The 26,228-nt window shown below is 71.7% G+C and carries 23 protein-coding genes; 14 read left to right on the top strand and 9 right to left on the bottom strand.

Annotated elements, in window-relative coordinates; genetic code table 11:
- Window positions 1-190 precede the first annotated feature (190 nt).
- The 3 genes from PV734_RS11160 to PV734_RS11150 are packed head-to-tail and all read left to right on the top strand — an operon-like array spanning window position 191 to window position 3,056.
- Window positions 191-1,024, top strand: a complete 834-nt coding sequence (locus PV734_RS11160) for a DUF5819 family protein (RefSeq protein ID WP_319289380.1) — start codon at window positions 191-193, stop codon at window positions 1,022-1,024.
- A complete protein-coding gene (locus tag PV734_RS11155; RefSeq protein WP_319289379.1) occupies window positions 1,021-2,286 on the top strand; it encodes an HTTM domain-containing protein in 1,266 nt (421 codons plus the stop codon). The genes PV734_RS11160 and PV734_RS11155 overlap by 4 nt, the downstream gene beginning before the upstream one ends.
- Complete coding sequence (locus PV734_RS11150) at window positions 2,283-3,056, top strand: TrmH family RNA methyltransferase (protein WP_319289378.1); 774 nt, start codon at window positions 2,283-2,285, stop codon at window positions 3,054-3,056. The genes PV734_RS11155 and PV734_RS11150 overlap by 4 nt, the downstream gene beginning before the upstream one ends.
- Here PV734_RS11150 and paaN read toward each other — a convergent pair.
- Entirely contained in the window at window positions 3,053-4,759 is a 1,707-nt protein-coding gene (gene paaN, locus PV734_RS11145) for a phenylacetic acid degradation protein PaaN (protein ID WP_319097707.1), read from the bottom strand. The genes PV734_RS11150 and paaN overlap by 4 nt on opposite strands.
- A gap of 149 nt (window positions 4,760-4,908) precedes the next feature.
- Here paaN and PV734_RS11140 point away from each other — a divergent pair, with 149 nt between their 5' ends.
- Window positions 4,909-6,423 (top strand): 3-hydroxyacyl-CoA dehydrogenase, encoded by a 1,515-nt coding sequence (locus PV734_RS11140; RefSeq protein WP_319097706.1) that lies wholly within the window; start codon window positions 4,909-4,911, stop codon window positions 6,421-6,423.
- Window positions 6,420-7,010 (top strand): TetR/AcrR family transcriptional regulator, encoded by a 591-nt coding sequence (locus PV734_RS11135; protein WP_319289377.1) that lies wholly within the window; start codon window positions 6,420-6,422, stop codon window positions 7,008-7,010. Before PV734_RS11140 ends, PV734_RS11135 begins: the two co-directional genes overlap by 4 nt.
- 380 nt (window positions 7,011-7,390) lie before the next feature.
- Here the strand turns inward: PV734_RS11135 and PV734_RS11130 are convergent, their stop codons facing one another.
- On the bottom strand, window positions 7,391-7,876 hold the full coding sequence (locus PV734_RS11130) for an Lrp/AsnC family transcriptional regulator (RefSeq protein ID WP_319097786.1): 486 nt from the start codon (window positions 7,874-7,876) through the stop codon (window positions 7,391-7,393).
- A gap of 190 nt (window positions 7,877-8,066) precedes the next feature.
- Between PV734_RS11130 and pdhA the strand changes: the two genes are divergently transcribed.
- From pdhA to PV734_RS11100, 6 genes are read left to right on the top strand one after another with little or no spacing between them, the layout of a single operon-like run.
- On the top strand, window positions 8,067-9,200 hold the full coding sequence (pdhA, locus tag PV734_RS11125; RefSeq protein WP_319097704.1) for a pyruvate dehydrogenase (acetyl-transferring) E1 component subunit alpha: 1,134 nt from the start codon (window positions 8,067-8,069) through the stop codon (window positions 9,198-9,200).
- Window positions 9,200-10,204, top strand: coding sequence for an alpha-ketoacid dehydrogenase subunit beta (locus tag PV734_RS11120; RefSeq protein ID WP_319097703.1), 1,005 nt, complete (start codon window positions 9,200-9,202; stop codon window positions 10,202-10,204). Before pdhA ends, PV734_RS11120 begins: the two co-directional genes overlap by 1 nt.
- Window positions 10,204-11,559 (top strand): dihydrolipoamide acetyltransferase family protein, encoded by a 1,356-nt coding sequence (locus PV734_RS11115; RefSeq protein WP_319289376.1) that lies wholly within the window; start codon window positions 10,204-10,206, stop codon window positions 11,557-11,559. The genes PV734_RS11120 and PV734_RS11115 overlap by 1 nt, the downstream gene beginning before the upstream one ends.
- 55 nt (window positions 11,560-11,614) lie before the next feature.
- Window positions 11,615-12,553 carry an NTP transferase domain-containing protein gene (locus PV734_RS11110; RefSeq protein WP_319289375.1) on the top strand — a complete coding sequence of 313 codons (939 nt, stop codon included), beginning with the start codon at window positions 11,615-11,617 and terminating at the stop codon, window positions 12,551-12,553.
- Window positions 12,550-13,974: a molybdopterin molybdotransferase MoeA gene (locus tag PV734_RS11105; RefSeq protein WP_319289374.1), complete on the top strand. Its 1,425-nt coding sequence runs from the start codon at window positions 12,550-12,552 to the stop codon at window positions 13,972-13,974. Before PV734_RS11110 ends, PV734_RS11105 begins: the two co-directional genes overlap by 4 nt.
- Window positions 13,975-14,017: 43 nt before the next feature.
- Complete coding sequence (locus tag PV734_RS11100) at window positions 14,018-15,124, top strand: potassium channel family protein (RefSeq protein ID WP_319097698.1); 1,107 nt, start codon at window positions 14,018-14,020, stop codon at window positions 15,122-15,124.
- Window positions 15,125-15,140: 16 nt separating this feature from the next.
- Here PV734_RS11100 and PV734_RS11095 read toward each other — a convergent pair whose 3' ends face one another.
- Both PV734_RS11095 and PV734_RS11090 read right to left on the bottom strand, forming a co-directional pair.
- Window positions 15,141-15,989: an ABC transporter permease gene (locus PV734_RS11095; RefSeq protein WP_319289373.1), complete on the bottom strand. Its 849-nt coding sequence runs from the start codon at window positions 15,987-15,989 to the stop codon at window positions 15,141-15,143.
- The gene (locus PV734_RS11090) at window positions 15,986-17,038 is read right to left on the bottom strand and encodes an ATP-binding cassette domain-containing protein (RefSeq protein ID WP_319289372.1); all 1,053 of its coding nucleotides are present in this window, start codon (window positions 17,036-17,038) and stop codon (window positions 15,986-15,988) included. Before PV734_RS11090 ends, PV734_RS11095 begins: the two co-directional genes overlap by 4 nt.
- A gap of 163 nt (window positions 17,039-17,201) precedes the next feature.
- Here PV734_RS11090 and PV734_RS11085 point away from each other — a divergent pair, with 163 nt between their 5' ends.
- The gene (locus tag PV734_RS11085; protein WP_319097693.1) at window positions 17,202-18,182 is read left to right on the top strand and encodes an NAD(P)H-quinone oxidoreductase; all 981 of its coding nucleotides are present in this window, start codon (window positions 17,202-17,204) and stop codon (window positions 18,180-18,182) included.
- 16 nt (window positions 18,183-18,198) lie between these two features.
- On the opposite strand, the gene PV734_RS11080 is transcribed toward PV734_RS11085, so the two are convergent.
- On the bottom strand, window positions 18,199-18,609 hold the full coding sequence (locus PV734_RS11080) for a hypothetical protein (protein WP_319289371.1): 411 nt from the start codon (window positions 18,607-18,609) through the stop codon (window positions 18,199-18,201).
- Window positions 18,610-18,780: 171 nt separating this feature from the next.
- On the opposite strand from PV734_RS11080, the gene PV734_RS11075 reads away from it, so the two are divergent.
- On the top strand, window positions 18,781-19,323 hold the full coding sequence (locus PV734_RS11075; protein WP_006381368.1) for a bacterial proteasome activator family protein: 543 nt from the start codon (window positions 18,781-18,783) through the stop codon (window positions 19,321-19,323).
- Window positions 19,324-19,411: 88 nt separating this feature from the next.
- Here PV734_RS11075 and PV734_RS11070 read toward each other — a convergent pair whose 3' ends face one another.
- Window positions 19,412-21,133: a Stk1 family PASTA domain-containing Ser/Thr kinase gene (locus PV734_RS11070; protein WP_319097691.1), complete on the bottom strand. Its 1,722-nt coding sequence runs from the start codon at window positions 21,131-21,133 to the stop codon at window positions 19,412-19,414.
- 348 nt (window positions 21,134-21,481) lie between these two features.
- Between PV734_RS11070 and PV734_RS11065 the strand changes: the two genes are divergently transcribed.
- Window positions 21,482-23,077, top strand: a complete 1,596-nt coding sequence (locus tag PV734_RS11065; protein WP_319289573.1) for a protein kinase domain-containing protein — start codon at window positions 21,482-21,484, stop codon at window positions 23,075-23,077.
- A 152-nt stretch (window positions 23,078-23,229) separates the two neighbouring features.
- On the opposite strand, the gene PV734_RS11060 is transcribed toward PV734_RS11065, so the two are convergent.
- From PV734_RS11060 to PV734_RS11050, 3 genes are all read right to left on the bottom strand, one after another.
- On the bottom strand, window positions 23,230-24,639 hold the full coding sequence (locus tag PV734_RS11060) for a phosphotransferase (RefSeq protein ID WP_319289370.1): 1,410 nt from the start codon (window positions 24,637-24,639) through the stop codon (window positions 23,230-23,232).
- Window positions 24,640-24,715: 76 nt separating this feature from the next.
- Window positions 24,716-25,111, bottom strand: coding sequence for a pyridoxamine 5'-phosphate oxidase family protein (locus tag PV734_RS11055; RefSeq protein ID WP_319097688.1), 396 nt, complete (start codon window positions 25,109-25,111; stop codon window positions 24,716-24,718).
- 197 nt (window positions 25,112-25,308) lie between these two features.
- The gene (locus PV734_RS11050; protein ID WP_319097686.1) at window positions 25,309-26,004 is read right to left on the bottom strand and encodes a response regulator transcription factor; all 696 of its coding nucleotides are present in this window, start codon (window positions 26,002-26,004) and stop codon (window positions 25,309-25,311) included.
- Between the last annotated feature and the right edge of the window lie 224 nt (window positions 26,005-26,228).

Below are 26,228 nucleotides of genomic sequence, written 5' to 3'. Positions count from 1 at the left end.
CCATAGGGTGTCAACGGCTGTGGACAACTCCCGGGACCGGGCGTGTGGGCACTGGCCATCGGTCGCACGGGTGTGCGGAGGGGGCTGTGCTGGGCGGGTGGCCATGAGTACCGTGCCCGTGCGCATGCCGTGTGGTGGTGCGCGTGGGCCGGTGGGTGCGGTGGGACCGGGTATCGGGAGACGGGGCGGAATGGACGCGTACGAGGCAGGCCCGGACGCCGGGCACGGGCGCGACGAGCCCGGCGAGGCGGAGGGGCCCCCGTCCGACGGCGCTCAGCCACCGCCCGGGTCCGGGCCGCCGGACCCGGGCGCCGCACCTCACCTCGCCTCCCGGGAAGCTCCCCGCCCGGCACTGGCGGCTCTCTCGCTCCCGTATCAGATCGGCGCCGCCCTGGCCGTCGCGGTCGTCGCCGTTGCCGCGTGTGTCCACCTCGGCATGGTCTTTCTGCATGTCGCGCCCTCGAACACGGTCTCGAAGGAGCACGCCCGGGCGATCGACGAATGGATCTACCCGGAGTTCGAGCAGAACTGGAAGCTGTTCGCCCCCAATCCGCTGCAGCAGAACATCGCTGTAGAGGTCCGCGCCGATGTGCGTACGGCGGACGGCGGGGCCCGGACGACCGGCTGGTACGACCTCTCCGCGCTGGACGGCAAGGCCATCGACGGCAACCTGCTGCCGAGTCACACCCAGCAGAACGAGCTGCGCCGGGCCTGGGACTTCCTTCTCGCCTCGCACGACGCACAGAACCGTCCCTCGGGCCTGCGCGGCGTCCTGGCCGAGCGGTATCTGCGCCGCATCGTCGTCCTGCGCCTGGACCGGGAGGACGCGGCCGGGCCCGGCGGCACGATCGACCGGGTCCAGGTCCGCTCCCGCAGTACGAACGTCCGACCGCCCGAGTGGAGCCAGGAGCAGGTGCCCGAGAAGCCCACGTACCGCGTACTGCCCTGGTGGCCCGTCCCCGACGACGAGGCGCCCGCCGAGGCGGCGGGCCCGGCCGGTACGACGAAGGCGGAGGGCTCATGACCCGCCTCGTCCCCGCCGCCTCGCGTTCGCTCTCCCGTTCGGTGTCCCAGGGCATAGGCCGGGTCACCGAGACCGCGCTGGGCCCCTACCAGACCGCCGTCGTCCGGATCGGCCTCTCGGCGACCTGGCTGCTGTTCCTGCTGCGCGAGTTCCCGCACCGGCAGGAGTTGTACGGCCCCGACGGCCCCTGGAGCTGGGATCTCGCCCAGCAGCTCATCGCGGACAACGGTGCCTTCACGGTCCTGATGTGGTCCGGCAGCCAGATCTGGTTCGAACTCGTCTACGTGCTCGCCGTTCTCGCCGGTCTTCTTCTCCTGCTCGGCTGGCGCACCCGCACGCTGTCCGTGGTCTTCATGGTCGGCGTGCTCTCGCTCCAGAACCGCAGCATCTTCGTCGGCGACGGCGGCGACAACGTCCTGCACCTGATGTCCGTCTACCTGGTGTTCACGCGCTGCGGACAGGTGTGGTCCCTGGACGCCCGGCGCGCCCGCAAGGCACGCGCGCGCGTGCTCTTCGACGCCGCCCCCGACCGCGTGGGCCCCGTCCTCTGGGCCGTTCTCGGGGTGTTCCTCGTCGCCGGTACGGTCGCCGGAAAGCTCGGCGGTGACCCGATGGTCCCGGCGATCCTCTGGGGCATGTGGCTGGCGCAGGCCGTCTGGTGGGCCGTGGCGCGCCGTGAGCGGGGAGATGAGCCGCGGATGCTCCTCGACATCGTCGGCAACGTCGTGCACAACGCGGCCCTCTTCGTGATCATGGCAGAGGCCTGCCTGATCTACGCGACGGCCGGCTGGTACAAGATCCAGGGCACGCGCTGGCAGGACGGCACCGCCGTCTACTACCCGCTCCACCTCGACTACTTCTCCCCGTGGCCCGCGCTCTCCGACCTGATGTCGTCGAGCGGCACGATGGTGATGCTGGTGACGTACGGGACCGTGGCCGTGCAGGTCGCCTTCCCCTTCACGCTCTTCAACCGGCGCGTCAAGAACGTCCTGCTGGCCGTGATGATGACCGAGCACGCCGTGATCGCCGTCGTCCTCGGGCTGCCGTTCTTCTCGCTCGCGATGATCGCCGCGGACGCCGTGTTCCTGCCGACGTCCTTCCTGCGCGGCCTCGGCGAACGGGCCGCACGCGCGCGCGTGCGGCTGCTCGCCCGGCTGCCGGGCGACGGACGCTTCGGGCCGAGCCAGCGCACCCCCGGGACGGCCGACGAGGAAACGGCGGACGAGACGGCGCAGCCACCGCACGTAGGCTTCACCGCATGACGGACGAGGCGGCGGAGCCGGCGAACGACCCGGTGGGCGACTGGCACCGGCTCGCCGGCACCTGTGTCCTGCTCGACGGCTTCCACGCCCTCAAGCACGCCGCCCGCTTCGGCGCGCGGATCCCGCTGGCCGTGACCACCGACCGGCGGGCGACCCTGGAGCTCGCGGGACAGCTGGCCACAGACGTACGGGGCACCCTGGACGCCCTCCTGACCGAGGTCCCGGAGGCGACGTACACCTCGCTCGTGCCGCGCCCGCACCCCACCGGGGTGGCCGCCCTCGCCGTACGGCCCTCCCGCGCGGGCAACCTGGAGGCGCTCGCCCGCTCGCCCCGGACCGCGCCCGTTGTCGTCCTCGACAATCCGCGCAACCTCGGCAACGCCGGGGCGGTGATCCGGCTCGCCGCCGGGTTCGGCGCGACCGGGGTCTTCACCACCGGGACGCTCGACCCCTGGCACCCCACCGTCGTACGGGCCGGGGCGGGGCTGCACTTCGCGACCGCCGTGGAGCGCCTCGCGGTGGCCGACCTGCCGGCCGGGCCGGTGTTCGCGCTCGACCCGGAGGGCGACGACATCCGGGGGCTGAAGCTCCCGGACGACGCCGTCCTCGCCTTCGGCTCCGAACGCAGCGGGCTGTCGCCCGAACTACGCGCGCGTGCCGACCATCTGGTGTCGCTCCCGATGCGTCCCCAGGTCTCCAGCTACAACCTCGCGACCAGCGTGGCCATGACGCTGTACCACTGGAGCGTCACCGGTAACGGGGCTTTCTAGGCCTGGCGGCGGACCTCGACCACCCGGAAGCGGTTCGCCACGAACGCGCCGTCGCACAGGGCCGCGTTCGCCGCCGGGTTGCCGCCCGAGCCGTGGAAGTCGGAGAAGGCGGCCGTCTGGTTGACGTACACCCCGCCGGTCAGGTTCAGCGACAGCTGGGCGCACTCCTCCAGGCAGGCCTCCTGGACGGCCTGTTCGAACTCCGGGTCGGTCGTGTACGCGCCGACCGTCATCGCGCCCTTGTCGCGGATCGTCCGCCGCAGCAACTCCACGGAGTCCGCCGCCGAGTCGACCGCGACGGCGAAGGAGACCGGGCCGAAGCACTCGCTCATGTAGGCGGCCTCGGAGTCGGCCCCCTCCCAGTATTTCCGCGCGCCGTCCAGCTTCACGATGACGGGCGTACGGACCACCGCCTCCGGGAACTCGGGGTTCACGATCTCCCGTGAGGCCAGGGCGACCTCACCGAGTCCGGCCGCGGCCTCCAGCCGTGCCTTCACATCGGGGTTGACGATCGCGCCCAGCAGCCCGTTCGCGCGCGCGTCGTCGCCCAGCAGCCCGCCCACCGCGGCGGCGAGACCGGTGACCACCTCGTCGTACGACTTGTGGCCCTCCTCCGTACGGATGCCGTCGCGGGGGATGAGCAGGTTCTGGGGGGTGGTGCACATCTGGCCGCTGTACAGGGAGAGGGCGAAGGCGAGGTTCGCCAGCATGCCCTTGTAGTTGTCGGTCGACTCCACGATCACCGTGTTGACGCCGGCCTTCTCCGTGTAGACCTGCGCCTGGCGGGCGTTGGCCTCCAGCCAGTCGCCGAACGACGTCGAGCCCGTGTAGTCGATGATCCGGATCTCGGGGCGGGTGGCGAGCGTCTTCGCGACGCCCTCGCCGGGGCGCTCGGCCGCCAGTGCCACCAGGTTCGGGTCGAAGCCGGCCTCCGCCAGGACCTCGCGTGCTACGGCGACCGTCAGCGCGAGCGGCAGTACCGCGCGCGGGTGGGGCTTCACGAGGACCGCGTTGCCCGTGGCCAGGGACGCGAACAGGCCCGGGTAGCCGTTCCACGTGGGGAAGGTGTTGCAGCCGATGACGAGGGCGATGCCGCGCGGGACCGGCGTGAACTCCTTCGTGAGGGCCAGCGGGTCGCGCTTGCCCTGGGGCTTGGACCACTCCGCGGTGCCAGGGGTGCGGACCTGCTCCGCGTACGCGTAGGCCACCGCTTCCAGGCCGCGGTCCTGGGCGTGCGGGCCGCCCGCCTGGAACGCCATCATGAAGGCCTGGCCGCTGGTGTGCATGACCGCGTGCGCGAACTCGTGCGTCCGGCCGCTGATCCGCCTGAGGATCTCCAGACAGACCATCGCGCGGACCTCCGCGCCCGCGTCGCGCCAGGCGCCCTGGCCCGCCTTCATGGCCGGCAGCAGCACGTCGACGTCCGCGTGCGGGTAGGTGACGCCGAGGCCGACGCCGTACGGGGACACCTCGCCGCCCACCCAGTCGTCCGTGCCGGGCTGGCCGAGGTCGAGGCGGGTGTTCAGGACGGCGTCGAAGGCGGCCTTGCCGGCCGCCATGTCCAGACTGCCGTCCTCCCCGTACGCCTTGGGGTGTTCGGGGTGCGGGGACCAGTACGCGCGCGTGCGGATCGCTTCCAGCGCCTGGTCGAGGGTGGGCCGGTGCTGGGCGATCAGCTGGTGCGCGGTGAGTTCGGCGGCCATCAGGGGACCAACTCCTCGTCTCAAGAGCACTTCGTTGAGCTCATGACCTGGGCGGGAAAGGCACGACAGAGCTAGAGTAACCGAACGATCGGTCGGGACAAGGGGGTCCGCCGCATCTGTGGACAAGCTCGTGCGGGAGGATCGCGCACATGACTGCACTCGACCTCAGCAGCCCCGTGGCCGTCGTCGGCACCGGCACCATGGGCCAGGGCATCGCCCAGGTCGCGCTGGTCGCCGGTCATCACGTACGGCTGTTCGACGCCGCGCCGGGCCGGGCCCAGGACGCCGCCGACGCGATCGGCGCGCGGCTCGACCGGCTCGTCGAGAAGGACCGGATGACGGCGGCCGACCGGGACGCCGCACGGGGCCGGCTGCACGTCGCCGGGAACCTCGCCGAACTCGCCGACTGCTCCCTCGTCGTGGAAGCCGTCCTCGAACGGCTCGACGTGAAGCAGGAGTTGATGCGCGCCCTGGAGGACGTGGTCGACGACGACTGTCTGCTCGCCACCAACACCTCCTCCCTGTCCGTCACCGCCATCGGCGGCGCCCTGCGCAACCCCGGGCGGTTCGTGGGGCTGCACTTCTTCAACCCGGCGCCGCTGCTGCCCCTGGTGGAGGTCGTCTCCGGGTTCGCCACCGACGTCACCTCGGCCACGCGCGCGTACGAGATGGCCCGCGCCTGGGGCAAGACGCCGGTCGCCTGCGCCGACACCCCCGGGTTCATCGTCAACCGCCTCGCCCGGCCCTTCTACGCGGAGGCCTTCGCGGCGTACGAGGCCCAGTCCGCCGACCCCGCCACCATCGACGCGGTGCTGCGCGACTGCGGCGGGTTCATGATGGGCGCGTTCGAGCTCACCGACCTCATCGGGCAGGACGTCAACGAGGCCGTCACCCACTCCGTGTGGCAGGCCTTCTTCCACGACGTGCGGTTCACGCCCTCACTCGCCCAGCGCCGGCTCGTCGAGTCGGGCCGGCTCGGCCGGAAGACCGGGCAGGGCTGGTACGAGTACGGGGAGGACGCCGAGCGCGCCGAACCGCACACCGCGGAACAGGCCCAGCCGCCCGCCTACGTCGTCGCCGAGGGTGACCTGGGCCCCGCGGCCGACCTCCTCGCGCTGATCCGCGAGGCGGGCATTCCCGTCCGTGAGGACGAGGAGGACCACGGCACCCGGCTGGTGCTGCCCAGCGGCGGTCAGCTGGTCCTCGCCGACGGGCAGACCAGCGTCGAGTTCCGGGACGTCGTCTACTTCGATCTCGCCCTCGACTACCGCCGGGCCACCCGGATGGCCCTGTCCGCCTCCCAGGACACCCAGCCGCAGACCCTCTCCGAGGCCATCGGCCTCTTCCAGGCGCTCGGCAAGGACGTCAGCGTCCTCGGGGACGCCCCCGGCATGATCGTCGCCCGTACGGTGGCCAGGATCGTCGACCTCGCGCACGACGCGGTCGCCAAGGGCGTCGCCACCGAGGAGGACGTCGACACGGCGATGCGCCTCGGAGTCAACTACCCGCTCGGGCCGTTCGAGTGGAGCCGCCGGCTCGGCCGGAGCTGGGCGCACGAGATCCTCGACGAGCTGCACCAGCGCGACCCGAGCGGACGGTACGCGCCGTCCCTCGCGCTCTACCGCCACGCGTACGCCACCGACAAGCGGGAGGGCACCCCATGACCACCGCCAAGCGCGACACGTACACCCCGCAGACGCTGCTCCAGGTCGCCGTCCAGGTGTTCAACGAGCGCGGCTACGACGGCACCTCCATGGAGCACCTCTCCAAGGCCGCGGGCATCTCCAAGTCGTCGATCTACCACCACGTCACCGGCAAGGAGGAACTGCTGCGGCTGGCCGTCAGCCGGGCGCTGGACGGGCTCTTCGGGATCCTCGACGAGGAGCACGCGCGCGTGGGGCCCGCCGCCGGACGCCTGGAGTACGTCGTGCGGCGCATGGTCGAGGTGCTCATCGCCGAACTGCCGTACGTGACGCTGCTGCTGCGGGTGCGCGGCAACACCGGCACCGAGCGCTGGGCACTGGACCGGCGCCGCGACTTCGACCACCGGGTGGCCGAGCTGCTCAAGGCGGCCGCCGCCGAGGGGGACATACGCGGCGACGTGGAGGTGCGGCTCGCGACCCGGCTCGTCTTCGGGATGATCAACTCGGTCGTGGAGTGGTACCGGCCCGACGGGCGCGGCATGGGCGAGCGGGAGGTCGCCGACGCGGTGGCACGGCTGGTCTTCGGGGGGCTGCGCCACCCGGCGTGAGCCCCTCACAGGGGGTTCGAGCTGCTCGCTATGGAGTGCGTACAGGGTCGCATTAGCTCGATCGTGTGATCGTCTGTGTGCGGGCTTGCGGTGGTCTGGGCTGTTCGGGCTAACGTGGTGGTGCGACCTGGGACACCGGGTACGGCGTCAGCGTGCGGGGCCCCTGCTCCACCGGAGTGATGGTTCAGGGCCTCCCCGTCGCCCTCCGGCCGTACCCACCTGGCCAGGCCGCGTAGGGAACTGGCCTCCCGGGCTCGGACCACGTACAGGATGCGTGTCGCCTCCCGGGGTCGAGTACGCCGGGGACCAGTGCGCCCAAGACCGTTCGGGGCGCGCGGCTGAACGGGACTCACTCCCACTCGGTCCACAGGAACGGTGACTCAGGTCTGCGGTTCCAGGTCCTCCGCCTCGAACACCAGCAGAGTGCGTGTGCTGAGCACCTCGGGAATGGCCTGCAGGCGCGTCAGCACCAGTTCGCGCAGTGCCTTGTTGTCGGGGGTGTGGACCAGCAGGAGTACGTCGAAGTCGCCGCCCACCAGGGCGATGTGGTCGGCCCCGGGGAGCTGCCTCAGCTGCTCGCGGACCGTGCGCCAGGAGTTCTGGACGATCTTCAGGGTGATGTACGCCGATGTGCCCTGTCCGGCGCGCTCATGGTCCACACGGGCGCCGAAGCCCCGGATCACGCCGTCCTCGATGAGGCGGTTGATGCGCGCGTAGGCGTTGGCACGCGAGACGTGGACGTGCTCGGCCACGGAACGGATCGAGGCGCGGCCGTCCGCCTGGAGCATCTGCAGGATGTCCTGATCAATGGCGTCCAGCGGGCGCGGGGGCGGCGGGGTGTTGCCGCCTTCCGGGCGTTCGGCCATTTGTTCAGGTGCCATGTCTCCCCGCTTCCCTTTCATGGACGTACTGCGTCCATCTCAGGCTGTGGAGAACCGTTTGTCCACAGCCTGGCGGTGCCTGTAGCCAAAATGTGCCGACGACCGAACAATCGGTAGGTGAGGCGAGTCACATCCGTGGCGCGCCCTGAGTCGTCTCCCACGAGGAGGTGCCGTCATGACGGTCATGGAGCAGCGGGGCGCGTACCGGCCCACGCCACCGCCCGCCTGGCAGCCCCGTACCGACCCCGCGCCGCTGCTGCCCGACGCGGCTCCGTACCGCGTCCTCGGCACCGAGGCGGCGGCGCGGGCGGACGCCGGACTGCTGCGCCGGCTGTACGCGCAGCTGGTGCGCGGGCGCCGGTACAACGCGCAGGCCACCGCCCTCACCAAGCAGGGCCGGCTCGCCGTGTACCCCTCCAGCGTCGGCCAGGAGGCCTGTGAGGTGGCCGCGGCGCTCGTCCTGGAGGACCGCGACTGGCTCTTCCCCAGCTACCGGGACACGCTCGCCGTGGTCGCCCGGGGCGTGGACCCCGTACAGGCGCTGACGCTGCTGCGCGGCGACTGGCACACCGGGTACAACCCGCGTGAGCACCGGGTGGCGCCCCTGTGCACCCCGCTCGCCACGCAGCTGCCGCATGCCGTCGGGCTCGCCCACGCCGCCCGTCTCAAGGGCGACGACGTGGTCGCGCTGGCCATGGTCGGCGACGGCGGCACCAGTGAGGGCGACTTCCACGAGGCGCTGAACTTCGCCGCCGTGTGGCAGGCGCCGGTGGTCTTCCTGGTCCAGAACAACGGCTTCGCGATCTCCGTACCGCTCGCCAAGCAGACCGCCGCCCCGTCGCTGGCCCACAAGGCCGTCGGCTACGGGATGCCGGGCCGGCTGGTCGACGGCAACGACGCGGTCGCCATGTACGACGTGCTGAGCGAGGCCGTACGGCACGCGCGCGCGGGTGGTGGTCCCACGCTTGTCGAGGCGGTGACCTACCGCGTGGAGGCGCACACCAACGCCGACGACGACAAGCGCTACCGGGCCGACTCCGAGGTCACCGCGTGGCGCGAGCACGACCCGATCGATCTCCTGGAACGCGAGCTCACCGCGCGCGGGCTCCTCGACGAGGACGGCATCAGGGCGGCGCGCGACGACGCCGAGACACTCGCCGCCGACCTGCGCGCCCGGATGAACCAGGACCCGGCGCTCGACCCCATGGACCTGTTCGCCCAGGTGTACGCCGAGCCCACCCCGCAACTGCGCGAGCAGCGGGCCCAGTTGCGGGCCGAGCTCGACGCCGAGGCGGAGGGGACGCACTGATGACGACCGTCGCCCTCAAGCCGGCCACCATGGCGCAGGCCCTCACGCGCGCGATGCGCGACGCCATGGCCACCGACCCCACCGTGCACGTCATGGGTGAGGACGTCGGCACCCTCGGCGGGGTCTTCCGGGTCACCGACGGGCTCGCCAAGGAGTTCGGCGAGGACCGCTGCACGGACACCCCGCTGGCCGAGGCGGGCATCCTCGGGGCGGCCGTCGGCATGGCCATGTACGGCCTGCGCCCGGTCGTCGAGATGCAGTTCGACGCGTTCGCCTACCCCGCGTTCGAGCAGCTGATCTCGCACGTCTCCCGGATGCGCAACCGCACCCGCGGGGCCATGCCCCTGCCGATCACCGTCCGGGTGCCCTACGGCGGCGGCATCGGCGGCGTCGAACACCACAGCGACTCCTCCGAGGCGTACTACATGGCGACCCCGGGTCTTCATGTCGTCACCCCCGCCACGGTCCCCGACGCGTACGGCCTGCTGCGGGCGGCCATCGCCTCCGACGACCCGGTGGTCTTCCTGGAGCCCAAGCGCCTGTACTGGTCGAAGGACTCCTGGAACCCGGACGAGCCGTCGGCCGTTGAACCGATCGGACGCGCGGTGGTGCGGCGCCCGGGCCGCAGCGCCACACTCATCACGTACGGGCCGTCCCTGCCCGTCTGCCTGGAGGCGGCGAAGGCGGCGGAGGCGGAGGGCTGGGACCTGGAGGTCGTCGACCTGCGTTCCCTGGTCCCGTTCGACGACGAGACGGTGTGCGCGTCGGTCCGGCGGACCGGGCGCGCCCTGGTCGTCCACGAGTCGGGCGGTTTCGGCGGCCCGGGCGGGGAGATCGCGGCCCGCGTCACGGAGCGCTGCTTCCACCACCTGGAGGCGCCGGTGCTGCGTGTCGCCGGGTTCGACATCCCGTACCCGCCGCCGATGCTGGAGCGGCACCACCTGCCCGGCGTCGACCGTGTCCTGGACGCCGTGGGACGGCTGCAGTGGGAGGCGGAACGCTGATGGCACAGGTACTGGAGTTCAGGCTCCCCGATCTCGGCGAGGGACTCACCGAGGCGCTGATCGTGCGCTGGCTGGTCGAGGTCGGCGAGGTCGTCGCCGTCGACCAGCCGGTCGTCGAGGTCGAGACGGCCAAGGCGATGGTCGACGTCCCGTGTCCGTACGGCGGTGTCGTCACCGCCCGCTTCGGCGAGGAGGGCACCGAACTGCCCGTCGGCTCCCCCCTGGTGACGGTCGCGGTCGGGACACCGTCCCACTCCGACCCCGCCGGTGCAGGTGCCGAGGCCCGTGTCGAGGCCGGCTCCGGGAACGTGCTCGTGGGGTACGGCACGTCCGAGGCGCCCGCCCGGCGCCGGAGGGTACGGCGGGACCAGGCGGCGCCCGCCGCCCCGCAGGCACTCGATGACGTGGCCGTACAAGCCCCTGCTCCCGCTCCCGCCTCTGCTCCGGTGGACGGTCCCGTACCGGTCATCTCGCCGCTGGTCCGCAGGCTCGCCCGTGAGAACGGCCTGGATCTGCGGGAGTTGGCGGGCTCCGGACCCGACGGACTGATCCTGCGCGCCGACGTGGAGCGCGCCCTGCACACCGGCGCCGCACGAACCGAGCCCCCGGCGTCGGCCCCGAACGCGGTTCCGGTGACCGCGGCGCACCCCGCCCCCGCCACCACCGAGGGCACGCGCGTCCCCCTCAAGGGCATCCGGGGTGCCGTCGCCGACAAGCTCTCCCGCAGCCGGCGCGAGATCCCGGACGCGACCTGCTGGGTGGACGCCGACGCGACGGAACTGATGCACACGCGCGTACTCATGAACGCGAGCGGAGGCCCGAAGATCTCCCTCCTCGCCCTGCTGGCCCGAATCTGCACCGCCGCCCTCGCCCGCTACCCCGACCTGAACTCCACGGTCGACCTGGCGGCCAGGGAGATCGTCCGGCTCGACCGGGTCCACCTCGGGTTCGCCGCGCAGACCGAACGCGGACTCGTCGTCCCCGTCGTACGGGACGCGCACACCAGGAACGCCGAGTCGCTCGGCGCGGAGATCGCACGACTGACCGAGGCCGCCCGCACCGGCACCCTCACACCGGCCGAACTCACCGGCGGGACCTTCACGTTGAACAACTACGGCGTGTTCGGCGTCGACGGCTCCACGCCGATCATCAACCACCCCGAGGCGGCCATGCTCGGTGTCGGCCGGATCGTCCCCAAGCCGTGGGTGCACGAGGGCGAACTGGCGGTGCGCCAGGTCGTCCAGCTGTCGTTCACCTTCGACCACCGGGTGTGCGACGGCGGCACGGCGGGCGGGTTCCTGCGCTATGTGGCGGACTGCGTCGAACAACCGGCGGTGTTGCTGCGCACACTGTGATCAGGGCTGCGCGCGTACGTTCCCCGTGATCGACGACGGCCCGCATACTCGGAGGGTGACCGCCTACGAGCCCCAGCCCTCAGGGACCCACGGCGCCGTCGGCTACGACGCCGTGGTGCTCGCGGGCGGGGCCGCCCGGCGGCTCGGCGGCGCCGACAAGCCCGGCGTGCGGGTGGGCGGTCGGGCGCTGCTCGACCGGGTGCTCGCCGCCTGCGCGGACGCCGGCACCACCGTGGTCGTGGCCGGCCCCAGGCCCACCGTACGGCCCGTGACCTGGGCCCACGAGGACCCGCCGGGCGGCGGACCCGTCGCCGCGCTCGACGCGGGCCTGCGCCACACCGGGGCCGAGCCCGTCGTCGTGCTCTCCGCCGATCTACCGTTCCTCGAACCGGCGACGGTACGGCGGCTTCTCGGCGCCCTGCGGACGAGCGGAGCGGAGGGTGCGCTGCTCACCGACCCGGACGGCCGGGACCAGCCGCTCGTGGCCGCGTACCGGGCGTCCGCGCTGCGCCGGGAGCTGGACGCGCTCACCCGTGAACACGGCGGACTCACCGGCCTGCCGCTGCGCCGGCTGACCGCCGCGCTCGACCTCACCCGGGTCGTGGACCCCGTCGCGTCCTTCGACTGCGACACCTGGGAAGACATCGCCGCCGCCAGAGCACGCATCAGGGAGCATGGGCACGTGTTGGACGAATGGATTTCCGCAGCCAAGGACGAACTGGGCATCGACCTGGACGTCGACACCAACCTCCTCCTGGACCTCGCCCGCGACGCCGCGCACGGAGTGGCCAGGCCCGCCGCCCCGCTGACGACGTTCCTCGTCGGATACGCGGCGGGCCGGGCCGGGGGAGGCCCGGAAGCGGTCGCCGAGGCCACCCGAAAGGCCGTCGCACTCGCACTGCGCTGGGCGGACGAGGCAGCGGCGGAGGAGAAGCCCGCAGCCGCCGAGCCGGGCGCGGTCCCGTCCCCCGACAGCCGCCCGGACGCCGGATGACCGCCCGCGGCGACCTGGACGACCTCGGCGTCGAGGAGGCGCTCGCCCTCGTGAACGAAGGCAACGGCATCGGTGGGCAGGGTGACGGACCGAAACCCACGCGCCCCTCGGTACCGGCCCCCACAGGGGACGGCGTCTACGACGTGGACGCCGACAGCGGCAGCCCCGGCACCCACCCGGGTGTCGCCCCTGCCTCCTCCCCCGAGCGCCCCCGTGCCACCCCCTGGCCGCAGGCCCGCGCCATCGCCGAGCGTGCGGCCAGGCAGGTCCCCCGGGCCGCCTCAGCGCCCGTCTCCGTCCCCCTTGAAGCCGCCCTCGGCCTGGTCCTCGCCGCCCCGCTCGCGGCCCTCACCGACCTCCCCTCCTTCGACACGTCCGCGATGGACGGCTGGGCGGTGGCCGGCCCCGGCCCCTGGAAGGTGCGCGAGGCCGGTGTGCTCGCCGGACACGCGCAGCCCGAGCCGCTCACCGACGGTGAGGCGGTACGGATCGCGACGGGCGCCCGCATCCCCCACGACACGAGCGCCGTACTGCGCAGCGAGCACGGTCGCACCGACGACAAGGGCCGGCTGCACGCCATCCGCGAAATGAGCCACGGCCAGGACATCCGGCCGCGCGGCCAGGAGTGCCGCTCCGGTGACCAGTTGCTGCCCACCGGTACCTTCGTGACCCCGGCGGTGCTCGGTCTCGCGGCGGCAGCCGGCTACGACACCCTCGCGGCGATTCCCCGGCCCCGGGCCGAAGTCCTCGTCCTGGGCGACGAGTTGCTCACCGAGGGACTGCCGCACGACGGTCTGATCCGGGACGCCCTCGGCCCGATGCTGCCGCCCTGGCTGCGCTCGCTCGGCGCCGACGTCATCGCCGTACGCAGGCTCGGGGACGACGCCGAGGCGCTCTACGAGGCCCTGAAGAACTCCCCCGCCGAGATCGTCGTCACCACCGGCGGCACCGCCGCGGGACCCGTCGATCACGTGCACCCCACCCTGCGCAGACTCGGTGCCGAGCTGCTGGTGCACGGCGTCCAGGTGCGCCCCGGACACCCGATGCTGCTGGCCCGACTGAAGGAGAACCAGCACCTGGTCGGGCTGCCCGGCAACCCGCTGGCCGCCGTCTCCGGGCTGCTCACCCTCGCGGAGCCCCTGCTGCGGACCCTCGCCGGACGGGCGGCGCCCGAGCCTTACACGCTCCCCCTCAGGGACGAGGTGCACGGGCATCCGCACGACACCCGGCTCGTCCCTGTCGTCCTGCGCGACGACCGGGCCGTGCCGCTGCACTACAACGGGCCGGCCATGCTGCGCGGGATCGCCGCCGCCGAGGCTCTCGCGGTCGTACCGCCGGGCGGTGCACGAGCCGGTCAGGAACTGGAACTGCTGGATCTGCCCTGGGCCGCGGCCACCGAAGCCGGAGTGTGTTTCACGTGAAACATTCGGATCGCAACGGCGCCCGCCAGCGTGCCAGGGGAGGATGTTTCACGTGAAACTGCCGGGCCATGACGCCATCGCCCGCCAGGCGGACGAGCATTTGGCGACCTATCGGGTGAAACTTCCCAGGACCGTGGTGGAACGGCCGATCCGGCAGGTCGGCAAACGCGTCGCCATGGCCCTGCTGGTCCTGGTCGGGACCGCGCTCATCGTCTATGCCGACCATGACGGCTACAGCGACAACGCCGACGGTTCCGTCGGCCTCCTCGACGCCTTCTACTACGCCACCGTCACCCTCTCCACCACCGGATACGGCGACATCGCGCCTGTCAGTGACGCCGCCCGGTTCACCAACATCTTCGTCATCACCCCGCTGCGCGTGCTCTTCCTGATCATCCTGGTCGGCACGACTCTCGAAGTCCTCACGGAGCGCACACGCGAGGAGTGGCGGCAGAACCGCTGGAGGGCGGCCTTGCGAGAGCACACCGTGGTCATCGGTTTCGGCACGAAGGGGCGGTCGGCCGTACAGACCGTCTGTGTCACCGGGCTGAAGAAGGAACAGGTCGTGGTCGTCGACCCCAGCGCCAAGGCCGTGGACGCCGCCACCGCCGAGGGGTACGCCGGAGTGGTCGGCGACGCCACCCGCAGTGACGTGCTCCTGCAGGCCGAGGTGCAGAAGGCGCGGCAGATCATCATCGCCACCCAGCGCGACGACACGGCCGTGCTCGTCACCCTGACGGCCCGGCAGCTCAACCGGCAGGCGAAGATCGTGGTCGCCGTGCGCGAGGAGGAGAACGCGCCCCTGCTCAAGCAGTCCGGCGCCGACGCCGTCATCACGAGCGCGAGCGCCGCCGGACGGCTGCTCGGGCTGTCCGTGCTCAGCCCGGTCGCCGGCATGGTCATGGAGGACCTCATCCAGCAGGGCAGCGGACTCGACATCGTCGAGCGGCCGGTCATAAAGGCCGAGGTCGGCAAGGGGCCGCGCGAGACGAACGACCTGGTCGTGAGTGTCGTACGCGGGCATCGTGTGCTGGGTTACGACGATCCGGCCATCGGGGAGCTTCAGGTGGCCGACCGGCTCATCACCATCGTGCGGGCGACGCCGAGCGCGCAGGTGGCACCCGACGTCCGTCCGATCCGCGACAACTGATCCCCGGCCGTCGGCGCTACTTGCGGTTGTAGAGCCGCATCGTGACGGGGCCGAAGACCAGCACCAGCAGCCCCGCCCACCCCAGTGACCAGGCGATCTCGGCGGTCGGCCACTCGCCGGCCATGAGCTCCCGTACCGCCGACGACACATGGGTGATCGGGCTGTTGTTGACGAAGGCCTGGAGCCAGCCGGGCATGGTTCTCGGGTCGACGAAGACGTTGGACAGGAAGGTCAGCGGGAAGATCACCATCATGCTGACGCCCATCACCGACTTCTCCGTTCGCAGCAGCAGCCCGAACATCGTCCAGATCCACGAGAAGGCGAAGGAGAAGACCAGGAGGAGGGCGATGCCGGCGGCCACGCCCACCACTCCGCCGTCGGCGCGGTAGCCCAGGATGACGCCGACCGTCAGCATCACCACGGACGCCATGGTGTAGCGCAGGGCGTCGCCGAGGAGATAGCCGACCATCACCGCCGGCCGCCAGATCGGCAGCGTACGGAAGCGGTCGAAGACCCCCTTCTCGATGTCCGTGTTGACCGAGACACCCGTGTACATCGTGATCATCACGACCGACATCACCAGGATGCCCGGCAGCAGGAACTGGATGTACTCGCGCGGAGAGCCCGCCAGCGCGCCCCCGAACAGGTACGTGTACATCAGCACCATCATGATCGGGAACGCGGTGACGTCGAAGAGCTGCTCGGGGACGTGCTTGATCTTGAGGATCGCGCGCCAGCCGAAAGTGAGGGACGTTGAGAGCGCGCTGGGGCGCGGCGGCCGGTCCTTGGCGATGAGCAGCGCGGCGAGCGACTCGGCGCTGACGGGGGCGAGTTCCTTCTCGGTGGTGGTGGTCGCGGTGCTCATGCCGCTGCCTCGCCTTCAGTGGAGTCAGCTGTGGAGTCGGCCGTGGAGCCGGCCTGCGTGTCGTGTCCGGTGAGGGCGAGGAAGACCTCGTCCAGGCTGGGCTGTCCCAGGGAGAAGTTGTCGACGGTGATGCCGAGGCGGGCCAGTTCGGCCAGTGCGCGGGCCGCCTGCTCGGCCGCGGCGTCGCCGACCGAGGTACCGACGCGGGCCGTCAGCGCCACCGGATCGGGCTCGCGCTGCACAACTGCGTCGAGGGTTCGCCGCAGCACCTCCTCCGCCTGGGGCCGCTGCGCCGGATCCCGTAGCCGCAGATGGACGGACCCGGCGCCCACGGACGCCTTCAGCTCGCCCTTCGTGCCCTCCGCGATCACCCTGCCCCTGTCGATGACCGCGATCCGGGACGCCAGCTGGTCGGCCTCGTCCAGATACTGCGTGGTCAGCAGCACCGTTGTGCCCTGGGCGACCACCGCGCGCACGATGTCCCACACCTGGTTGCGGCTGCGAGGGTCGAGGCCGGTCGTCGGTTCGTCGAGGAAGAGCAGGTCGGGAGTGTTGAGGATGGACGCGGCGATGTCGATCCGCCGCCGCATACCGCCCGAGTAGTGCTTGACCTGCTTCGCCGCCGCGTCCGTGAGACCGAAGGCATCCAAGAGCTGGGCGGCGCGCTCGCGGGCGGTCCGCTTGTGATGGCCGAGGAGCCGGCCGAGCAGCACCAGGTTCTCGGTGCCGGTGAGGTCCTCGTCCACGGACGCGTACTGGCCGGTGAGGCTCACCCTGCCGCGTACCGTGTCGGCCTCGCGCACCACGTCGTGGCCGAAGACGTGAGCCTCGCCGCTGTCCGGCCTGAGCAGGGTCGCCAGCATCTTCACGGTGGTCGTCTTGCCGGCGCCGTTCGGCCCGAGAACCCCGTAGACCGTGCCGGTGGGCACGGCGAGGTCGACGCCGTCGACCGCCCGCGTCTCGCCGAACGTCTTCACCAGCCCCGCGGTCTCGATCGCGAGGTCGGGCGCCTCGGCCGCCCTGCTCGCCCTGGCTGCCTCTGGGCTCATGTCTCGGGTCCTTCCGGAGTCCTTGCGCGTACGGGGTGACGCAGAGGGAGACCGCCGACCGGCCGGAAACTCATCGCTCGCGAGGCCGCACGTCCCTCCACGGTCTCCTGGCCGGGCCCGGACCGCACCCCGGTCTCCTCGGGGCGGGGAGTAGCGTCCCCTCATGCATGCGATCACGATTCCCGAACCCGGAGGGCCCGAGGCGCTGGTGTGGGCCGAGGTCCCCGATCCCGTGCCCGGTGAGGGCGAGGTGCTGGTCGAGGTGGTGGCCGGCGCCGTCAACCGCGCCGACATCCTGCAACGCCAGGGCTTCTACAACCCGCCACCCGGCGCCTCCCCGTACCCCGGCCTGGAGTGCTCCGGCCGGATCGCCGAGATCGGGCCCGGAGTGTCCGGCTGGTCCGTCGGCGACGAGGTGTGCGCGCTGCTCGCGGGCGGCGGTTACGCCCAGAAGGTCGCCGTCCCGGCCGGGCAGCTGCTGCCGGTGCCCGAGGGCGTCGACCTGAAGCGTGCGGCGGCGCTGCCCGAGGTGGTCTGCACGGTCTGGTCGAACGTCTTCATGATCTCCCACCTCCGCCCGGGCGAGACCCTTCTCGTGCACGGCGGCTCCAGCGGCATCGGCACCATGGCCATCCAGCTCGCCAAGGCGGTCGGTGCCAGGGTCGCCGTGACGGCGGGGACGAAGGAGAAGCTCGACCAGTGCGCCGAGCTGGGCGCCGACATCCTCGTCAACTACCGCGAGCAGGACTTCGTCGAGGAGCTGAAGCAGGCGACCGGCGGCGCCGGCGTGGACGTCATCCTCGACAACATGGGCGCCAAGTACCTGGACCGCAACGTCCGCGCCCTCGCCGTCAACGGACGGCTCGCGATCATCGGTATGCAGGGCGGCGTCAAGGCCGAACTGAACATCGGCGCGCTGCTCACCAAGCGGGCCGCGATCAGCGCGACCTCGCTGCGTGCCCGCCCGCTCGCCGAGAAGGCGGCGATCGTGGCCGCCGTACGCGAGCACGTCTGGCCGCTGCTCGCCGCCGGCCGGGTCCGGCCCGTCGTCGACCGGGAGCTCCCGATGAGCGACGCGGCGGCGGCCCACCGGGTCGTGGAGGACAGCGGGCATGTGGGGAAGGTGCTGCTGGTGGTCCCGTAACAGGGACCCCCGCCGGTCACGTCCTCCGTACGCGCAGCCGCAGCGCCAGGAGGACGAGGCCCAGGCCGAGACCGAGCAGGACCAGCCCGCCGCCGAGCGGCAGTATCCGCAAGCCCGGCTCCGACGCGGTGGCGGGCGGGGCGGTGGCTGACCCCTGCTCGTCCGGGACGGCGGTGGGCACGGGGGCGGGGACGGCCTCGTCGTACGCCGACTCGTCGGGTGGCGCGGACTCCCGTCGCCCCGGCCGCTCCCGCCCCTCGCCCGCCGGGCTCCCGGCCCGGGAGGCGTCCGGGGCGGGCCGGGCGGCGCGGGCGACGGACGGGTTGCCGTACGGCGGTGTCGTGCCGTGCGGGGAAGCGGCGAGCACGGGGGCCGCGAGGGCCAGCAAGGTGCCGCAGGTACGCAGGGTGCGAAGCCATGGAGTCACGTCGTTGGCCCCCTCCCGCTGCGGAGTCGCCAGTCGTCAGCCGGCACTCACCCCTCACCGGGGTCCGACGGGACCAGCCTCACACGCACCCGTCTGTCCGGCATCCCGGACAGGGAGAGCCGGACAGGACCCACCGGCCGACAACGCGACCAGGTGGGAGAGAATGGCCACATGGAGATGCCGAGGAACGAAAGGTCGCCGGAGAACCCCCAGATCCTGGTCGTTGGCCAGGACGGGATGGCTCTCGGTGGTGGCGGTGACGACGACTCCCGCGAGATTCCGGTGACGGACATGGTGGAGCAGCCCGCCAAGGTCATGAGGATCGGCAGCATGATCAAGCAGTTGCTGGAGGAGGTGCGGGCGGCTCCTCTCGACGAGGCGAGCCGGGTCCGGCTCAAGGAGATCCACGCCAGCTCGGTGAAGGAGCTGGAGGACGGTCTGGCGCCTGAGCTCGTCGACGAACTGGAGCGGCTGTCCCTGCCGTTCACGGACGAGGCGATTCCCAGCGACGCCGAACTGCGGATCGCGCAGGCCCAGTTGGTGGGCTGGCTGGAGGGCCTCTTCCACGGGATCCAGACCGCGCTGTTCGCCCAGCAGATGGCCGCGCGGGCCCAGCTGGAGCAGATGCGCCGCGCGTTGCCGCCGGGTGTCGGCGGCCACGAGGGCGACGAGGACCCGCGCACGGGCGGACGTACGGGCGGGCCGTACCTCTAGCCCTTCCGGTCCTTCCCAGATCTCATGGAGTGGGGCCCGGTGGCCGACCGACCGGCTGCCGGGCCCCGCTCCATGAACAACCGTCGGATCAGGACGGGTTGCCCGTCGACACGCTCAGTTCGATCACCGGCATGTCCTCCGGGTCGGCGTCCGTGCCCGCGGAGGGGAACTGGTCCGTGACCGTGTCCTTGCCAAATGTGTTCTCGTCGACCCGCGTGATCTTCATCCGCCAGCCGGCCGCCTGGAAACAGAGCTTGACCGAGGTCAGGTTCTTGTAGCGGAAGTCGGGCAGCTGGACCTTGTCCGGGTCGGTGTACGACTCCCGAGCCTCCGAGCACTCCTCCGCGTCGATCGTCTTGCCCAGGTCCGGCCCCTTGTATCCCGAACCGGAATCCGAACCCGAGTCCGTTCCCGTTTCCGCCGTCTGCGAGGGCGAGGAGCTCGCGGAGCCGCCGGTGCCGGTCCCGCCCCCGTTGTCGGTGGTGTCGCCGCCCAGCTTCAGGGCCAGGAGCAGCCCGCCGACGGCGACGAGCGAGACGACGATCGAGCCCACGATCACCGGGGTGTTGCTCTTCCGTCCACCTCCGGAGGAGGACGTGGACGGCGGCGCCGGGGAGTACGCGACCGGCGGTGTGTGCTGCGACGCGTACGCGCCGGACGCCTGGTACGCGGCCTGCTGCGGATAGCCGTACGCGGGAGCCGGTGTCTGCGGGGGCGTGTGCGGAGGTGTGTACGCCGGGGGCGGAGTGGCGCCGTACGGATTCGAGTGCTGCGGATTCGCGTGCTGTGGGTACGGGGTCGGCTGGTACGGGGTCTGCACGGGGCCCGGCGGGGCCGGGGTCGACTGGTCGACCGGGGGGAACACCGCGGAGGCGACGCCCGCGCCGCTCTGCGCGGGGGCGCCCGGAACGATGTTCGGGGCGGCCGGCTGGAGGGAGGCGGCCACCCGGAGGCACTCGTCGCGCATGGCGACGGCGCTCGGGAAACGCTCGTTCGGGTTCTTCTTCAACGCGCGGGTGACGAGCGCGTCCACCCCCGGAGGCAACGCCCGGTTGACCGAGGAAGGGGCGACCGGTTGCTCCTGGACATGTGCGTACGCGATCGCGAGCGGCGAATCGGCGTTGAACGGAAGCCGCCCGGTGACCAGTTGGAACAGCATGATGCCGACCGAGTAGAGGTCGGAACGGGCGTCCACGGCCCGGCCCAGCGCCTGCTCCGGGGAGAGGTACTGCGGAGTGCCCACGACCATGCCGGTCTGCGTCATCGACGTGACGCCCGACTGCATGGCGCGGGCGATGCCGAAGTCCATGACCTTGACGACACCGCGTTTGGTCACCATCACGTTGCCCGGCTTGATGTCCCGGTGGACCAGGCCCATCTCGTGGCTGATCTCCAGCGCCGCCAGCACGTCCGCGGTGACCTTGAGCGCCTTGTCGGCGGGCATCGCCCCGAACTGCCGTACGTCCGTGTCCAGAACGGAGCCGAGCGGCTCCCCCTCGACGTACTCCATGACGATGTACGGGGTCATGGTCCCCGCCACATCGTCCTCGCCGGTGTCGAAGACCGAGACGATGTTCGTGTGCGTGAGTTTGGCCACGGCCTGGGCCTCGCGGCGGAACCGCTCGCGGAAGGCCTGTTCACGGCCCAGTTCGGTGTGCAGTGTCTTGATCGCGACCTGCCGGTCCAGGACCGAGTCGTACGCGAGGTGCACCGAGGCCATGCCGCCCTCGCCGAGCAGATCGCGCAGCTGGTAGCGCCCGCCGGCGAGCGCGTGCCCCGCGTACCGGCCGTGTGCGCCGTCCTGGCTCATGTCTCAGCGTCCCCCGAGCTTCTCCACAGCCAGACGTGATCGATTGGCTGATTCCGGGCCAAGTCTGCCGGAGGGCACTGCCACGTCAAGCGCGGTGCCCGTTCCGTGACCGTACGGGAAGGAAGCGTCGCGGAAGCGTTACAGGTGCTGTGCGGACGGGGCACGCAATTTGCACGACCATACCCGCAACGGGTTTGATGACCGGTCCGCCTGGGACCCGTACCCGGGTTCCTTCCGGAGCTCCTCCGGGAGCGCCTCCCGGACCGGAGGCTTGTGTAAAGGCTGTAGCGTGGCCGACGGAGACCGTAACAACACCGCGCGCACCGCGGGCAGAAACGACGGCGAGGACTGATGGCACAGCAGCGCGCTCAGGGCCCGTCCGACCCCGAGGCGGCTGGCGGCGGTATGTCAGACGCGCCTGAGTTGTGGGGCAACGGCGGACTGGTGGGGGACGGCCGGTACCGGCTCACCCACAGACTCGGCCGGGGCGGCATGGCAGAGGTGTTCGCCGCCGAGGACGTGCGGCTCGGGCGGACGGTCGCGATCAAGCTGCTCCGCGCGGACCTCGCCGAGGACCCGATCTCCAAGGCCCGCTTCACGCGCGAGGCCCAGTCCGTGGCCGGGCTCAACCATCACTCGATCGTCGCCGTGTACGACTCCGGCGAGGACACGCTGCCCAACGGCGGCTTCACCGCGAGCGGCGCCCAGTCCGTCCCGTACATCGTGATGGAGATCGTCGAGGGGCGCACCATCCGCGACCTCCTCATCAACGCCGAGGCACCCGGGCCCGAGCAGGCCCTGATCATCGTCTCCGGGGTGCTGGAAGCGCTTGCCTATTCGCACCAGCACGGCATCGTGCACCGCGACATCAAGCCCGCCAACGTGATCATCACGCACGGCGGCGCGGTGAAGGTCATGGACTTCGGCATCGCCCGCGCGCTGCACGGGGCGTCCACGACGATGACGCAGACCGGCATGGTCATGGGCACGCCCCAGTACCTCTCCCCGGAGCAGGCCCTCGGCAAGGCCGTCGACCACCGCTCCGACCTCTATGCCACCGGCTGTCTGCTGTACGAACTCCTCGCGCTGCGGCCGCCGTTCACCGGTGAGACCCCGCTGTCCGTGGTCTACCAGCACGTCCAGGACATTCCGGTGCCCCCGTCCCAGGTCTCGGACGCGGCGCCGCCGGAACTCGACGGGCTCGTCATGCGTTCCCTCGCCAAGGAGCCGGACGACCGTTTCCAGACCGCCGAGGAGATGCGCGGTCTCATCCAGTACGGCCTGCAGATGCTGTACGACCAGGGCAGCCACACCGGCACCTGGAACACCGGGCCCGTCGACATGCACGACGGCCGGCACACCCCCTCTGGGGGATTCGCCGGGACCACGGTGATGAACCACCCCGGTGAGCCCGGCACCACGCAGATCCCCCAGCAGATCCTGCCCTCCGGGTACGGCGGCGGCGGGGACGACGGCGGCTTCGAGGGGCACGGCAACCGGGGCAGCGGCCGGGGCAAGCTGTGGATACTGGCGTTCTTCGCCGTGATCGCCATCGCGGCGGGCGTCGCCCTCGCGGTCCAGAACGGCACGAAGAACGACGACAACCCCGGCACGAGCAAAACGCCGACCACCACGCGGTCCCAGACGACCGACGACTCCACGGCCAGCCCGAGCGACGACGCCTCCGAAGAGACGTCGAGCACCGCAACGGACGACGGCACCGGCTCGGACTCGGGGTCCCAGTGGACGCCTTCGGAGACCCCGTCGTACACGCCGTCCCCGACCCCCTCCAGCAAGCCGTCGGCCACCCCGTCGGACGTCCAGACGACTCCGCAGCCGTCGATCACGCCGTCGCAGTCGACCGGCGCGGCCTCGCCGTCGCCCGACACTTCGGGTGACCCGGGCGAGGAGGACGGCGGTACGGACGGCGGTACCACTCCCTGACCCGCCGCCCGCCCTTCCGGGGGAACGAACCGAGGGCGGGTTGACGCAAAGCACTCTCCACGCGCGCGTGCGGCCCGAAAGGGCTTCACGCGCGCGTGCCGTTTCCGGCGGACGGTCGTACCGGTCGGCGGCGGGCGGCCCCTCGGCGGACGTCAGTCCACGAACGCCTCGCAGACCACGTCGTACTCGCGCGTCCACCACACCGCGAGCGCCGAGGCGGCCGGGAACTGGGAGTCGGCGCGGGTGTCACCCCGCTCGTAGTGCCAGCGCAGCATCCAGAAGTCGTTGAGACGCTCCCACCACACCCGGTGCACGGCGGCGGCCAGTTCGGAGGGCGTGGCCCCCGCGGCACGCCGGTACGCGCGCGCGTACGCCCGTGCCTTGGGCAGGTCGAGCGTGCCGGCGGGACGTACGAAGAAGATCGCGGCGGCACGTACGGCCTCCTCCGCACGGGGCTGTACGCCGAGCCGGTCCCAGTCGACGATCGCGGCCGGGGCGTCCCCCTTGTAGAGCAGGTTGAACGGGTGGAAGTCCCCGTGCACCCAGCCCACCGAGCCGCCCGGCGGGGGTCGCCGGTCCGCGTGCTGCTCCAGCAGCGCGCGCCGTTCCAGGAGCCGGTGGCGGGCCAGTTCGTCGAAGGCGTCGGTGGGGCGGTGCCGGCGGACGTGGGCCAGCAGGTCGTCGATGAGCGCGAAGGTGTCGGCGGGGTCGGCCGAGGGGGCCTGCAGCGGCTCGGCGGTGCCGTCACTACCGACCGACTCCTGCTGCCCGGTGCAGCGGTCGGCGCGACGGGCACCAGATGCGTGCCGTGGGGGCTCGACGGGGCTGCCGGGGGTGAGTGCCTTCGTGTCGCCTTCGGCAGGGGCGGCGGCCCGGCCACGGCCGGTGGACCCGTCCTGCCGGGTGGCGTCCCGGGGGTGGACGACGGTGATCGGCCGGCCGAATCCTCCCTCCCGGTCGGCCCGTCCCGGCCGGACGAACCCGTCGGCGGCGCCCTGTTCACAGGCCTGTCCTCGACCGGCGGCCATCCCCTGTGGGGCTCCCTGCTCCCACCCGCCGGTCTCCTCCGCCCTTCCGGCCTCGGCCTCCTCCCCGTCTCCGTTCTCGTCCGGCGCCCGGCCGCGGGTCGGCATGACGCGTTCCAGGCTCGCGTGGACCACGCCCAGCAGCGAGCCCAGCCGACCGCACTGGACGGTGCTGAGCTGACCGCCGTGGCGGTGGCGGCCGTCGATCCAGGGGTGCAGGGCGTAGGCGCTCCCGCCGACGACGGCGACCGTACGTCCGTCGCGGCCGGGCAGCGGCGGGGCCACCGGGACGCCGAGATCCGCGAGGCGCTGGGTCGCCCGGTGCTGACGTGCGATAGCGGCGGGGTCGGCGGTCTCGGGGTCGAAGTGGTGCTTCAGGAAGTAGTGGCCGCGCGTGGTGGCGAGCCGGTAGCCGCGGTTCAGCAGCCCCTGGTCGACGGGCTCGCAGGTCAGCGCGGACCCGGCGGAGTACTGGCGGAGGAGGGCGCCCAGAGGGGGCGCATGGGACGCAAAGGGTGGTACAGATGAGCGCGGCACGCGCCAGATGGTAGGGCACGAGCCGGGCGCGTGAGCGGGGCGCTTGTCGCAGGCAGTCACAAGTGACCGCGGAAAGTCACGGACGGTCGGTTTCGATCACCGAGTGCACTGTTGCGAACTGGGGTTCGACTCGTAGGTAGACGGGATCGAAGGGAACGCCGTCCACGGAGCGTGGTGCGGGGCCGAACCGGTCGAGTTCGGCCGGGGTCGGCTCGACGGCGGCACACTCCCCGACCACCTGCACGGACCAGGACCGGCTCCGCGCGGACGGAACATCGGCGCCGTACGCGACGACACCGCCCACGCACGCCCGGTGGTAGCCGTGCCCCCTGTGCAGGCGCAGCAGAACCCGGCCGTCCACCACGATGTGCCGGGCGGACGCCAGGAAGGGCAGCGCGCGCATGCTGGTCGCGACCCGGCCGTGCTCCACCCGGCCGAGAAGGTCGGCGGCGCGCTGTTCGTCGGTCGGCATGCACTCAGGGTGCGCGACGGGAGACCGGGCGCACCAGGGGCGCTCGCCCCGAGATGGAGAGGCCTAAAGTCCCGAGGCCCCGGTCCGGGTACCCGCCGGAGTGCCCGGTCCGGAAGGCGCGGCAGCCCGGAAGGCGCGGCGGTCCGGAAAACCCTGGCAGCCCGGAGAGGTGCGGCAGCCCGGAGAGGCGCGGCGGCCTAGAAACCCTGCCGCTGCTCGTGCTGCCCCTGCCGCCCGTGCTGTTCCGCCTGCATCCGCGCCACGTACGCCGCCGCCTGCGAGCGCCTCTGCATGCCCAGCTTGGACAGCAGCCCGGACACGTAGTTCTTGATGGTCTTCTCCGCCAGGTGCAGCCGTTCGCCGATCTCGCGGTTGGTGAGGCCCTCGCCGATCAGATCGAGGATCCGGCGCTCCCGCTCGGTGAGGTCCGCGAGCCGTTCGTCGCCCTTCGGACCGCCGCCGTCCCGCAGCCGCTCCAGGACACGGGCGGTCGCGACCGGGTCGAGCAGGGACCTGCCGGCGGCCACGTCCCGTACGGCCGCCAGTAGTTCATGTCCGCGGATGGCCTTCAGGACGTACCCGGAGGCGCCCGCCATGATCGCGTCGAAGAGCGCCTCGTCGTCGGCGAACGAGGTCAGCATCAGGCACTTGACGCCCGCGTCCCGGGAGCGGATCTCGCGGCAGACCTCTACGCCGCTGCCGTCCGGGAGCCGTACGTCCAGGACGGCCACGTCCGGGCGGGTGGCCGGAATCCGTACCAGTGCGTCCGCCGCCGTCCCGGCCTCGCCGACCACCTCGATGTCGTCCTCGACCGAGAGCAGTTCATGGACTCCCCGGCGGACGACTTCATGGTCGTCGAGGAGAAATACAGTGATTTTTCCGTCTTCGGGCACCCGGACAGTCTCACACACCGGCTCTTCCCGTGAGCTGGGTCAGCGGGATAACGTGCCGTTGTTCCGGCCCCCTGCAAGGCTGTGACCAGGGCCCCTTCCCGACTTGCTCAATTTACTTGGATTTCCAAGCAAAATCGCAGGTCAGGGGGGTTTCATAGAAATATGGCGCACTGGGTAACGTGATGCTTGCGGGACGCTCGCCGGGACGCCTGTCACGCCTGTTC

It is taken from the genome of Streptomyces sp. AK08-02 (genome assembly GCF_033795085.1).
In the GTDB taxonomy this organism is placed as follows: Bacteria; Actinomycetota; Actinomycetes; order Streptomycetales; family Streptomycetaceae; genus Streptomyces; species Streptomyces echiniscabiei.
Note: the sequence above shows the minus strand (reverse complement) of the source record. Positions and strands in the feature narration are given on the sequence as shown.